The sequence below is a fragment of the Alloscardovia theropitheci genome (genome assembly GCF_004332295.1).
Classification (GTDB): domain Bacteria; phylum Actinomycetota; class Actinomycetes; order Actinomycetales; family Bifidobacteriaceae; genus Alloscardovia; species Alloscardovia theropitheci.
The window spans coordinates 307,337-320,075 of the sequence record NZ_RXLP01000019.1 but is presented as its reverse complement, the minus strand read 5'-3'; the positions used below and the strand labels follow the sequence as shown (position 1 = coordinate 320,075).

Annotated in this window: 7 protein-coding genes and 1 tRNA gene; 5 read left to right on the top strand and 3 right to left on the bottom strand. The window is 44.0% G+C overall.

The annotated features are described in order from the left end of the window. Nucleotides 1-178: 178 nt before the first annotated feature. From tgt to EJ419_RS04820, 5 genes are all read left to right on the top strand, one after another. Nucleotides 179-1,648, top strand: coding sequence for a tRNA guanosine(34) transglycosylase Tgt (gene tgt, locus EJ419_RS04840; protein WP_240680338.1), 1,470 nt, complete (start codon nt 179-181; stop codon nt 1,646-1,648). Nucleotides 1,649-1,760: 112 nt separating this feature from the next. Then, nucleotides 1,761-1,844: transfer RNA gene (locus EJ419_RS04835), tRNA-Leu, on the top strand. A 370-nt stretch (nt 1,845-2,214) separates the two neighbouring features. Further along, nucleotides 2,215-3,078, top strand: a complete 864-nt coding sequence (locus tag EJ419_RS04830; protein ID WP_131284132.1) for an SDR family oxidoreductase — start codon at nt 2,215-2,217, stop codon at nt 3,076-3,078. Nucleotides 3,079-3,098: 20 nt separating this feature from the next. Then, nucleotides 3,099-3,992 (top strand): aldo/keto reductase, encoded by an 894-nt coding sequence (locus tag EJ419_RS04825; protein ID WP_131284130.1) that lies wholly within the window; start codon nt 3,099-3,101, stop codon nt 3,990-3,992. A 69-nt stretch (nt 3,993-4,061) separates the two neighbouring features. Beyond that, complete coding sequence (locus EJ419_RS04820) at nt 4,062-4,673, top strand: TetR/AcrR family transcriptional regulator (protein WP_131284128.1); 612 nt, start codon at nt 4,062-4,064, stop codon at nt 4,671-4,673. Between the two features lie 119 nt (nt 4,674-4,792). Here the strand turns inward: EJ419_RS04820 and EJ419_RS04815 are convergent, their stop codons facing one another. The 3 genes from EJ419_RS04815 to EJ419_RS04805 all read right to left on the bottom strand — a co-directional run bounded on the left by EJ419_RS04815 (nt 4,793) and on the right by EJ419_RS04805 (nt 12,551). Next, entirely contained in the window at nt 4,793-7,186 is a 2,394-nt protein-coding gene (locus EJ419_RS04815) for a hypothetical protein (protein ID WP_131284126.1), read from the bottom strand. Between the two features lie 225 nt (nt 7,187-7,411). Continuing rightward, nucleotides 7,412-9,790, bottom strand: a complete 2,379-nt coding sequence (locus EJ419_RS04810; RefSeq protein ID WP_131284124.1) for a YhgE/Pip domain-containing protein — start codon at nt 9,788-9,790, stop codon at nt 7,412-7,414. A 1-nt stretch (nt 9,791) separates the two neighbouring features. Further along, nucleotides 9,792-12,551: a YhgE/Pip domain-containing protein gene (locus EJ419_RS04805; protein WP_131284122.1), complete on the bottom strand. Its 2,760-nt coding sequence runs from the start codon at nt 12,549-12,551 to the stop codon at nt 9,792-9,794. Nucleotides 12,552-12,739: the final 188 nt, after the last annotated feature.

Genomic DNA, 12,739 nt, shown 5'->3' with positions numbered 1-12,739 from the left:
AATTAAATGACCAAGACTAATGTCACACATCATCCTCTTGTTTATGCTTTCGTTATATACCATTAAACCATGTTCAATCTATAATCCTTATAAAATCTTCCTTATAATCAGTTGTTCATTTTCTACATACAGTAGATAGCATGTACGTAATGACATAAACATGCCTTAAAGTAGTAGCATGACAGATTTAGCCGATAACTCAGCCGACACTGAACAGATTAACTCCGCGCTTACTAAGACTGCTGATGTAGCACAAAAAACAGCAGAAGAGACAGGCGCAAAGACTCATAAAAAGCGCCGTAAGAGGAAAAAGAAGAAGAGCATTCCTCATTTCAATTATGTAAAAGTAGAAACGAGCGCTCCGGAAGGAACGGTATTACCAAAACCAAAGTTTTCTCCACGTGGTGCTGTATCCGGACAGCCGGGAGATCGTAGCGCTTTCAGTTTCGAAATTCACACTCGACTTGAAGGAAAGCATGGACGTACAGGGGTTATTCATACCCCACATGGCGATATTAAGACTCCTTGCTTTGTTCCAGTTGCAACTCAGGCAACTATGAAAGCCGTGACGCGCGAACAGATGGAAGACAACGGAGCACAATGCATGCTCGCTAACGCTTTCCACCTTTACGAACGTCCTGGCGAAGCTGTCATGGATGCCGCAGGCGGTCTTAATGAGTTTATGAATTGGGACAAACCAACGTTTACCGATTCAGGTGGATTCCAAGTAATGAGTCTTGGTGCAGGATTCAAGAAAACTCTTGCTATGGATATTGAAGGAATGAAGAGCGATGACGTCATAGCCGAAGGCAAGGAACGTCTTGCATTCGTTGACGAGGATGGGGTTAGTTTTAAGTCGCCTCTCAATGGCGGAATGCATCGTTTCTCTGCTGAAATTTCCATGCGCGTCCAGCATCATATAGGTGCGGATATTATGTTTGCCTTTGATGAGCTGACTACACTTATGAACACTCGTCGCTATCAAGAGGAAGCAGTCGAGCGAACATATCGCTGGGCTCAACGTTGTGTCGATGAGCATAAGAGGCTCACGCAGGAACGTCTTGGCAAACCATATCAAGCACTCTTTGGAGTAGTTCAGGGCGCGAATTACGAGGATCTGCGCCGCAAAGCAGCATCGCAAATCGGTTCATTAGACTTTGATGGATTCGGAATCGGTGGCGCTATTGAAAAGCGAATTATGGCTGATATCTGTGCTTGGATTTGTGACGAGCTTCCAGAAAATAAGCCACGCCACGTCTTAGGTATTGCTGCAGTCGACGATATTTTTGCGGGAGTTGAAAACGGTGGCGATACTTTTGACTGTGTAGCACCTGCCCGAACTGCGCGTAACGGCGCTGTATTTACAAAAGACGGTCGCTGGAATATCAAACGCGCAGCATACAAGTTTGATTTCTCACCTATTGAGGATGATTGCGATTGCTACACCTGTCGTAACTACACGCGTGCATACGTTAACCATCTTCTGCGCGCTGGCGAAATGACTGGTGCTACGCTTGCAACTATTCACAACGAAAGATTCTTCATCCGTTTACTTGAGCAAATTCGAGAGTCCATGGATGGCGGTTATTTCAACGAATTCCGCGATGAGTATCTTGCTCGTTTTTATGCAAACGGATCTCGTGGATAAACATTATCGAGTATCGTAACAGATTCCAACCTACGCATAAATTAGATAAATCAGACACACTGAGGCAATTACTTTGCGAGACTCGCACGGTTATGCTAGTGTGAGTGTGTCTGCGCACATGGCGGAATGGTAGACGCGCTGGCTTCAGGTGCCAGTGACCGCTAAGGTCGTGGGGGTTCAACTCCCCCTGTGCGCACGAATAAAAGCTCTTTTAGATTGTGTATCTGAAAGAGCTTTTCAATACTGTACATACGCACGTAGCTATCAAAACTACACGTTACTACACGTTTGCCACGTTTATACTTGTATGCTTTACGCTTTCCATCATATATTTCATTCTGATGAAGAAAATCTCTCATCACCACGCTCATAGTTAGCCGCTAAGCTCTCAGCACGCTTTACTATCTACCGCTATCGTATCCGTTATAATTCAAGTAACACGAATATTTTAGCGATACGACTAATACTGTCATCGCGTAATACTGTCGTCGCGTAATGCTGTCATCACGGTTGATAATATCTTCACAACCGTGCGTAAGACTGCACATTTATGAAAGTTGGTCATCATGATTGGTTTAACAGGCGTCTCAGGAAAATTAGGCTCACTTGTAGCCGCTGAGCTTCACTCTCTCTTAGGCGACGGTGAGCATGAAGCTGTCCGCTATATAGCGAGAACACCTCAAAAGCTTGAAGGGAAAACTCCTGCAGGAGTAGAACTTCGCAAAGCTTCATATGAAAATTCACGAGAATCAGTTGAAGCATTAACCGGAATCGATACGCTCTTTATGGTTTCTGCTGGCGAAAGCCCAACCCGAATTGACGAGCATAAGGCTTTTATCGACGCTGCGAAGGCCGCTGGCGTAAAGCACATTGTGTATACCAGCTTCTACAACGCTGCAGTTGACTCTACCTTCACTCTCGGTCGCGATCATGGTTACACGGAAGCTTATATCAAAGAATCGGGGCTGACATACACATTTACCCGTGATAATTTCTACGCTGAATTCTTTGCTGACATGGTTCTCGAGTACGGCGAACTACGCGGACCTGCAGGAGACGGCGTATGTTCATTAGTAAGCCGTCATGATATCGCACGCACAATTGCAACTATTCTTGTCCATCCTGATCAGTGGGAAAACACGACTTTAAATATGACTGGTCCTCAAGAGCTAACTCTGCATGATGTCGTAGAAATTTCTTCACGAGTTCTGGGCAAAGATATCCCATATATCGATGAAAGCCTTGAGGAAGCTTATGCATCTCGTCAGCAGTACGGTGTACCTGATTGGCAAGTTGATGCATGGGTCAGTACATATACTGCAATTCGCGATGGTGAAACTGCCGGCTTGTCCAATGATATCGAGCGTGTAACCGGTACCAAGCCACGTTCATTTGAAGAAGTTCTCACTTTTGAGGCTTCTCAACGCTAGCGAGCACAGAGCACACAATTATGGCCGCTCATCACACCATTACTTTGCATAATGGCCTAGTAATTCCCTCGCTCGGGTTCGGCACTTTTCAACCGAGTGCCAGCGCGGGTGAGGGGGTTGCTGACACAACAGCTGAACAAGCAGTTTTTGAAGCATTACGAGCAGGGTATCGCCTTATCGATACTGCTGCCTTTTACCAAACTGAAGGAGCTGTCGGAAGGGCTATTAGGCGAGCTGAGGATGAATTAGGCATCCCACGCAGCGAAATTTTTGTTACTTCTAAATTATGGGTTACTAACACCACATACGATGGAGCCCTTCGGGGCTATGACCGTTCTTTAGAAAAATCTGGTCTCGATTATTTCGATTTGTATCTTATCCATAATCCAATGAATGATATCTTTGGAGCATGGCGAGCGCTAAGCGAGCTATACTTATCAGGGAAAATTCGTTCCATAGGTGTCAGTAATTTCTCGCGGGCACGGATGGAGGATTTTATTTCCTTCACCGATATCGTTCCACATGTCAATCAGATTGAAGTCAACGTTTTTCATCAGCAAAATGATGACATCACCTATATGAATGACCATAATATAGTCGTCGAAGCTTGGGCGCCTTTCGCACGCGGACGACATGATCTTTTCAATAACACTATTTTGAGAGATATCGCCCATAAATATGATGTCACCGTTTCTCAAATTATTGAGCGTTGGCTCATACAGCGCGGTATCATCCCCCTTCCTAAGAGTGTTAATAAAGACAGAATCCAAACGAATTACGATGTATGGAATTTCGAATTAACGGATACTGATATGGCACGCATTAAGTCGCTAGACGAGGGAAAAAGTCAGTTCTTTGATTGGCAAGATCCTGCAGTGTATAGAAGGTTTGCGCAGTTGCCTTATGCCGATTAGGAAAGTTTTATACGATCTTTAGCCGGAAATGCTATACGCGTTTGCTGAATTTCTTGATACACTGTCATCATGGCAACGACGACTTCTCACGCAGAATCTATCGATAATACATCTCATGCAACTCGTGATGCCTTTATCGCTGCTTTCACCGAGCTTATGTGTACGTATCCTATCCGCGATATCACAGTGAAAGAAATTGTCGCAAAAACTCATCGTTCGAGGCAAACGTTTTATAAGTACTTTGATTCAAAAGACGATATCTTAGATGCTAAATTAGAAACCCTCTATGGTGAATGTTACGACTACATCAAGGGCTCATCGTGCACAACGTATAGCGATTTTATACATGAGTATTTTGTCTTTTGGCAAGAGCGACAGGAAACTCTACGAACTATTTTGGAGCATAACCCACATTGGTTATTTACACAGACGTCGCATGCCTATATGCATCGCCTTTATCCGCTCCTACAAGCAATTGGAAATTGCACCGTAAAAGACACCACGAACGCCTCTGCCATTAATTGTGACGAATATTTCCAATGTTACGTTTTCGGAGGACTCGTCCAAGTTGAAGCTCGATGGCTTGACCATGGGTGCAAGGAAAGCCCTGAAGAGCTAGCTGCGCTCTTTAATACATATTGGATGCATGTTGCTTCTCAAATTCAGGCACAGAGAACATAAACATTCCTCACTCGAAATTAAGTAGCAGATAATACGTATGGGGTAATAGTTCACGACTATTACCCCATACTGCGTAATACGCACTTCTCAGCGTACTTCTCAGTGCACCACTCAGCGCATTACTTCATACGCTGCTTGCGAATACTCATCACTGCTACTCCTGCAGCGGTGATGAGAGCTGCGATAAAGCCAAGCGTTGCCACCTGAGAACCAGTCTTTGCCAGTGCTGGTTTCTTAGGCTTGTTGCTCTGTGGCTTCGTAGGAACAGGCTTAGCTTCAGGCTTGTATTGCACAGTGAAGTTAATACCCTGTGGTTCGACGGCATCAGCTTCATCAGCCTTCTGCACACCATTCCATTCAAAAGCAAACGGAATAGCGTGAGTTCCTAAGGTTGCTGTTGCATTGAAATTGCCTGAAACAGTTCCCCTGACTGTGTAATTTGTGGATGGCTGAGAGTCAGCGGTAAACCTTACAGATGGTACGCGAACAATCAAATCATCATCTACACCATTTACTAACGCACTAAGATGAGCATAATCCGTAACATTTTGTGGATTCACCAGTTCGAAATGAACTGTTAATTCGTTCCCATCGTAGAAGGTTTCAGCTGGATCATGACTAATCGCAAAGCCTGGTGCTCCTTGAAGCTCAAGCTTAGTAATGTCCGTATCGCCAAACTCCATACCAGAAGGAAGTGTCAGCTTCGCAGTAAAGCCGTAGTTCAAAGCCGCGATCGAGATATTCGCAAATCCACTTGGATTTTGAGCATAACGATCTTCGATGGCCTTCATTTGCTGCTTAATCGTATCCGATACATGCAAGACACCTTCAAGAGTGAGCTGTGAGTTCTTAGAATCAGCTACATATGCTTGTGTATGCGTGGTATCCATTGGGCGACCGTCTTGAGCACCACGAAGGTCTGCAAGAAGATCTTGCTGTACAGGACGTGCATACTGAACTGTCAAAGCTAGACCTGTAGCACCTGTTGAGTCAGCCTCATCAGCCTTCTGTACTGCATCATAGGTATAGCTAAACTGTCGAGCGACGTTATTAATCATAGCCTGTGCAGCAAAAGCACCACTTGTCCGCCCCGTAATAGTATATGGGGTACCTGCTTGTGCCGCTGCAGTAAAGCCGATGCCGCCTACAGTAACCGACAAATCATTGTGCAATCCATCAATCAGGGTCTTCAGCTGAGCAAAATTCGTAATCTGATCTGCATTGCTCAATCCGATCGTAACGTTAATGGTCTTTCCATTAACTGTCGCGTTCTTAACCTCAAATCCATTTGCCCCTTCGAGCGTTACTTGAGGGTAAGTCCCCTGTGCTTCAAATTGCATTTGCTCAGGTAGAGTTAATTGGGCATTGAACGCAAAGCTCATATCACTTAAAACGATATTGTCAAAGGTTTGTGGGCTTTCATCATATTTGTTAATGAGCTCGCCCATCTGTCCCTGAACTAAATCGTTAACATGTAATGTACCTGTTACAGAGAATACAGATGATTTGCTGTTAGCTGTAAGAACTTCAGTATGCTGAGTATCGCGAGCGCGACCGTCGACAGAACCAAGCAAATCAGCAGTCAAATCAGCATGCTTTTCGCCTTCAGGAATCACATCCGTTGCCTGCAGCTTCTTCTTGTAGGTATAAGTCTTGGTATTGCCATCTGCTGAAACCGTTTCACTCACGAAATCATAGTCAGTGAATGTTTCTTGTGCAGCAAAGTCTGTACCAGTCTCTTGAGCCTTAAGTACAGTTCCGTCCTCAGCAAGCCACTGAGTTACTTTCTGAACTGGTGGAGTAAAGCATGTAGCAGTTTGTGACACAAATGGCACAGATGCCACGTCTGAGTTATAAGTCGTAGCCCCGATGCCGAAAGCAGCCATCATGCCGCTAGCATAGAAGCTAAACGATCCTTGACCTGTAATATTTTCGCTATCCATACGAGTAGCATCTGTATAGCTTGCTACTTGTGCTGTATATGGAATGTGCAAATCAACCGTATGCGCATCAGGATTAGCTTTATCGTTCAAGTAAGAAGTATAAATAGTCTGCCAATTAACATCATTAAGATACAGTCTGAAGTTTACGGTGCGACCATTTACGGTGTGAGTAATCCGATTTCCATTAATATACGACACCGTATTAGCGGTAGTTATAGTTCCTACCGTTACATCCTCTGGGAAAGTGACATCGTAGGAAATATATGCAATACGATTTCTACCTTCAAGACCATGTGGATATAAGCCAGAAGCTCCTGCTTGTTGCATATCAGCCTCATGACTTTCCAAGACCTTGGACATAGGAACCTTAATATCAACAGTTCCGTTATACGTAGCACTTTCTGGATTAGTTGCACATACCTTTGTGCCAGATGTCGAAACGTATTGTGCTATTGGCAAGTCGGCGTCAGCAGCGCGTGCAGTTTGTGGCGTTAACAATACTATCGCGCCAGCGAATAGCATCGTTAACGTGGTTAGAGCTGCGATAAAACGTGACGAAAGACGTTCCATCTCCCTCTCCTCCTTAAAACCTCATTATTTCATATTCCCTTTTGTATTTATCGTACAAATACAGCCGAGAAATTTAACCTTCGTATTAACAATCTTATATAAACATGAGACATTTGTGAGCTGCCTCACATCTTCTGGGATAAATAAATGGTGACACAAAGAGAAATCTTTACGCCACCATATGTCACATATCGGATACCGTCTGCCAAGAGCTTCGAGATTTAGCTATTCTCCATATACACCCGTCTTAGAAAGCTGTTCCATAAGCCAATTGGATCGAGCGAGTGGGCGAGCAATGACCAAGCCTATAAATAATCCAGGAATCAAGAAAAGGGCGAATTGTCCCAAGGAAATCCAGTACTCATTGTGATAGGATCCCGCGATAGCCGCATGCATAGCATTCATGCCGTACGGGAATGGCAATAACGGATAAACACGTTGGAAGAATTCTGGCAAAAGCTGTACTGGGAATGTACCACCCGAACCAGCAATTTGCATTACCATCAAGATAACAGCAATCGCCTTTCCTACAGCACCCAGAGATAAAGTAAGCGCATACATAAGAGTGGAGAACACGAGGCTTGCTACCCACGCTACAAGGAACATTCTGAGCGGATCTACATTTTGAACTCCCAGATACCATAAATCGCCCATTACAATCAAAGTCGATTGGAAAAGCGATATAAGTAAGAATGTAAGGTAACGACCCCAATACTCAGCATCAAACCCCAGTCCAAAGCGACTTGCATTACCAACGGTCTCCGGCCCAGAATGTTTTGGAAGATACGTATAGATTTCCTCTACACTCGACAGACCCAAAACTCGCGCTTTTTGACGATCTGATACGGAGATCTTCATCATCGACACCAAAAATACAGTTCCTACCCAGATAGCAAGAATCGTATAGAATCCGGCCATAGCAGACCCGTAATTTTCTACAGCAAAGACCGCATGTCGAGTCAATTTTACTGGAGAGGATAATTCAGCTGCTAATTTCGCGGCCGAGCGATTTTCCCCAAGTAATGAGGAGAGCTCAGCTGTACCGGAATTCACTCCATCATTAAGTTTCGTCGCCAATTCTCTCATCGAGTTAGCAGCCGAACTCAGCGACGTATGCGTATCATTCATCGCTGCTATAACACTTGTCATAGTTGAGCTAGCGTTAGCACCGCTCTTCTCCATACGATTCATAATTCGGCGTACGCTACCTGATGCGTTCTGGGCACGTTGAGCAGTGGTACCAAGCTGCGAAGCAAGACGATTGAGCTGTGGCTGAATGTCGCGGTTATACGTCGCTTTAACATTCGCAAGAGTCGTTTTCACAGCATCAATTTGCTTCTTCATCTCAGATTTTTGATTATCAATAACTGTTTTAGCTTTCTCGACATCCTGAGATGCAGCAGAAATATCAGCACCAATCGTTGTAATATCACTCGATACTTGATTAAGCTGAGTTGTAATCGAATCAATCGTCGTAGTAATACGCGTTTTTGCCTCTTGAGACAAGGCGGACGAATTGACTTGATCTTTTACCTGGTTCAACGCTTCTACCAACGATTGGTATCGCTGAGCTGAAGAACTGACAACCGTACCAAGAGTATCAATTCGTGAGCTGAGACTGCCCGTAGGCTGCGATACTGAGGAAGTTAATGAATCAAGCTGAGACAGTACCGTATCCAAACTTTTTGCTGAACTATCTAATGCAACGCTTACCGATGAAGCTGAAGATTTCGCTGCACTTGATAATGAACGCATCTGTGAAACTGTTTGTTCTAACGATTTTCGTACATCATCAGAGCCACTTGCGTTTGATGACATGATATTTTTCGCAGAATCGACGAGTCCCTGACTAGCAGAGAGTAAAGCTGCATATGAAGATAATTGATTTCCAGCTGAGTCAAGACCATCAGCCACCGTATTGAGACGGTTAACCATAGTTGTCACATACGCTTTACCCTCATCACTCGTGGCATAAGAATTAATATTATCCGCCAAATTCAAGGCGATACTCGCTATGGTTTCCGAGAAAGTACTTGAAATCTGCGTCACGATGGTATCAGCCGCGCTAGCTGTAATGCGAGGAGCAATTGCATTAGATTTTTCGTTAATATAGTACTCAATTTTTGCTTGTTGAGCATTCGATGACAGTAAAGTCATCATCATCGAACTGAAATTCTCAGGAATAACAATTGCCGCGTAATATCGTCCGGAACTTACTCCATCTACAGCTTCATCATGCGATACAAATTGCCAGTCAAGCTTAGTATTAGCGCGTAAAGAGGATTCTACATTATTGCCCCCATTAATTGGCACAGGAATGAGATCTGATTGGTATCCCTTATCTTCATTTGCTACAGCAACTTTGAGCTGATTTGTATTACCATACGGATCCCAGCTCGCTGCGATATTAAACCACGCGTACATCGCTGGGACGATGACTAATCCCATAACAACGACTATGCCAATCACATTCATAAAGAGGTGACGTTGGTCTTCAAGAAAAATTTTGAAGGTGCTCGTCACAGGATTACGTCGAACAGGACCATTCTCATGAGGAGTACGTGCAGAGTCATGAGATCCACGAGTTTTTGACGTTTGAGACATCTTACTTCTCCTCCTGTGCTTCACCGCTATTTTCAGAAGACTGCGTAACAGACCGTACGGAAGTGTGAGCTGAAGAGCTCGTTTCCTCCGCAGATATCTGAGCTTCTTCTACTTCAGTATTCCCTGTATCACTATCCACGTTATTGTCACTATCTACATCTTCATCTGTATTATCGTCATCATCTTTATCAGTTTCATGATTCCAGCGATGCGAAATATGCTCCAATATTTGCGCCTTCAACGCATCATCAGACAGAACACTCATTCCTAATTCGCGCTCGTATACTTCACGAATATATTCAAGCGAAATAAGATAGAAGTCCAGCAATACCACTGAAATAAGCCAGAGCATAAGGAAGACGAGCTTCGATTCCACAGTAAAGAGCAAAACTAAGAAGAGCACTGGTACTACAAGAATTGCGCCAATTCCCCAGCCAACGAGACGAGGATAAATCGCCGCAAATCGTGCAGCACGACGACGAATAGATTGTCCAAATTCTTGCCTACTCATCATGGACTGCAAAACGGAGTTCAGGCGGAATCGCGCATGTCCTTCCTGAGCGTGCTCACCAATAAGCAAATCCGTATCAGCAAGACGTCTATCAAATAACGCGTTCAAATTACTCAAATATGGTCGAACAAGTATGCCCAGTATAAAGGAAAAAACGAGGAATAAGGTTAGCGTACCAAGATTTTTCCAATAATAACCGTCATAATATCCGCCAATAGTCTCACGCATAGCATTAATGCTGTACGTGAATGGCAGCCATGGCTCAAGCCGCTGGAAGAATGGTGGCATGATTTCAATCGGATATGTGCCCGAGGATCCAGGAACCTGCATAATAACCAAAATCACAGCTAATGCTTTACCGATATGCTTGAATGTTGCTGCCAACGCGTAAATGAGGCTGACAAAAACGATAGATGCAAAGACACCAGCAAAGATAAAAGCCACAGGGTCTTTGACCTGTATACCGATAATGAGGTCTCCGACAGTTGCGATTATCGCCTGAGCCACTCCTACGACAGCGAATAAGAGCCAACGACCCATATACGCATCTCGATTTCGTATGCGCCGACGTTCATGTAGTCCACGCATATTTTTGCGGTCGACCTCAATTTTCACCACTGCGATGAGGACGAAACCACCTACCCACAGAGCGATATTAGTGAAGAATGGAGCAATCGCAGAACCATAATTTGCCACAGGATAAATAGTTTTTTGTTCCATCTCAATTGGCGATTGCATGAAATCACCTAAGGCTTGTGCGTTGATATTTGTCCCACGAAGCGCTTCAACGAGCCGGCTTGAATCCAAAGCAGCCATATCCGTACGTACTCGGTCAAGCTGATCAATCGCATCACTCAACGATTCTTCAGTCGTCCCCATAGTACGAGCCGATGAAGTAAGCAAATCATGTAACTGGTCAAGTAGATCTTGAGATTGAGTCAGCGTCGTATCGAGCTGTCGCAACGAACTACTCGTCGCCTGCGCAAATACCGATGCACTATCTAACGTTCCAGATAGCGATTGTCCGAGCGGACCTTGTAAAGCCGATGATGCATTATTAAGGGCTGATGCACCACTTTGAGCAGCTGAACCAAGTGAACTCGATAGCGTACTTGCAGCTGTATTTGCCGAAGTTAATGCGGATTGAGTTCCACGCGTGAAATCATTCAGAGCATTACTGTGAGCGGTTGTAGTCGTTTGCAGCTGAGCAAGAGCGGAATTTAATTGCTGATATTCAGTCGAATTATGATCAAGAGCCGAGCTATCAAGAAGTCGCTGTAGCTGAGTGATAGCACTATTATTTTGTGCAATAACACCATTAAGAGTTCCACTAACAGTTGCGATATCACCGCTGACACGAGATAACGATGAACTCATCTGAGTGCCTGCTTGTCCAGCGACGATTCCTAATGCTGATAAGGAAGCTGCAGATGTACTCAAATTATTAGATGCATTATTGCTAAATGAACGTGAAGATTGAGACAGAGTTGAAGCAGTACGCGATGCTTGTTCTGCAGATTGACTCGCTGCATCTACGGTCAACTTGACCTGCTCAATCGCTTTTTTAACATCGCTTGTACTACTAGCAGTTTGTGTTAACGATTCGCGAGCAGATGCGACTTGATCACGCATACGAGTCACCGATTGGGATGCTTCATCCACCTTTTGAATTGCCTGAGAATGAGCACCTTGAACAATCTGCTGAGCTTTCTCAACGGTTACATTGAGCTGTGAAGAAACCGCTTTGGTTAAAGTCCCTACGAAAGCCGAATTAACCGTGCGATCCAGCGTTGTTGCTCCTGAATCTGTAATTTTTGGAGCAACTGGGTTGAGCTTTTCATTGACATAATACTGAAGTTCAGGCTGATTTCCTCCCGATGTAACCATATCTACTAATTTTTGAGAGAAATCTTTATCTATAACAATCGCAGCATAATACTTACCAGATGAAACACCATCAATGGCTTCTTCTCGAGAATCTAAGAATTTCCATCCTAATCGATGATTATCTTTAAGCTGTTCTTCTAGCTGTCTGCCGACATTAATATCGCCAGTAATGTCAGAATTTCCACCTCTATCAAGATTCGCCACAGCGACCGAGATATTTTGAGTATTTTGGTACGGGTCCCAGTTAGAAATAATATTGAGCCAAGCATACGCGGAAGGCAAAATAGCGATACCGATAGTCACAATAATGGCGATTGGATTAGTAAAAATCCGTCTCATATCATGACGAAATATACTCCACATACTTCCCGACCTTCGCTTTGCCCTGACTCCAAATTCAGAGATACATCTTACAACTCATTGAGAACTTATGAAGTATTTATTATCGTACATATCACATTTCTTCATAGAATTTTTATAAAAATTAATAAATTTTCTCGAGTTATTATTACGTAACAACTCGAGAAATTTCTATAACCAATGCCTAATAT

What these genes read in the sequence shown, in the direction of transcription:
- tgt (WP_240680338.1), top strand. Translation starts at nt 179, where the DNA reads ATGACAGATTTAGCCGATAACTCAGCCGACACTGAACAGATTAACTCC.
- EJ419_RS04830 (WP_131284132.1), top strand. Translation starts at nt 2,215, where the DNA reads ATGATTGGTTTAACAGGCGTCTCAGGAAAATTAGGCTCACTTGTAGCC.
- EJ419_RS04825 (WP_131284130.1), top strand. Translation starts at nt 3,099, where the DNA reads ATGGCCGCTCATCACACCATTACTTTGCATAATGGCCTAGTAATTCCC.
- EJ419_RS04820 (WP_131284128.1), top strand. Translation starts at nt 4,062, where the DNA reads ATGGCAACGACGACTTCTCACGCAGAATCTATCGATAATACATCTCAT.
- EJ419_RS04815 (WP_131284126.1), bottom strand. Translation starts at nt 7,186, where the DNA reads ATGGAACGTCTTTCGTCACGTTTTATCGCAGCTCTAACCACGTTAACG.
- EJ419_RS04810 (WP_131284124.1), bottom strand. Translation starts at nt 9,790, where the DNA reads ATGTCTCAAACGTCAAAAACTCGTGGATCTCATGACTCTGCACGTACT.
- EJ419_RS04805 (WP_131284122.1), bottom strand. Translation starts at nt 12,551, where the DNA reads ATGTGGAGTATATTTCGTCATGATATGAGACGGATTTTTACTAATCCA.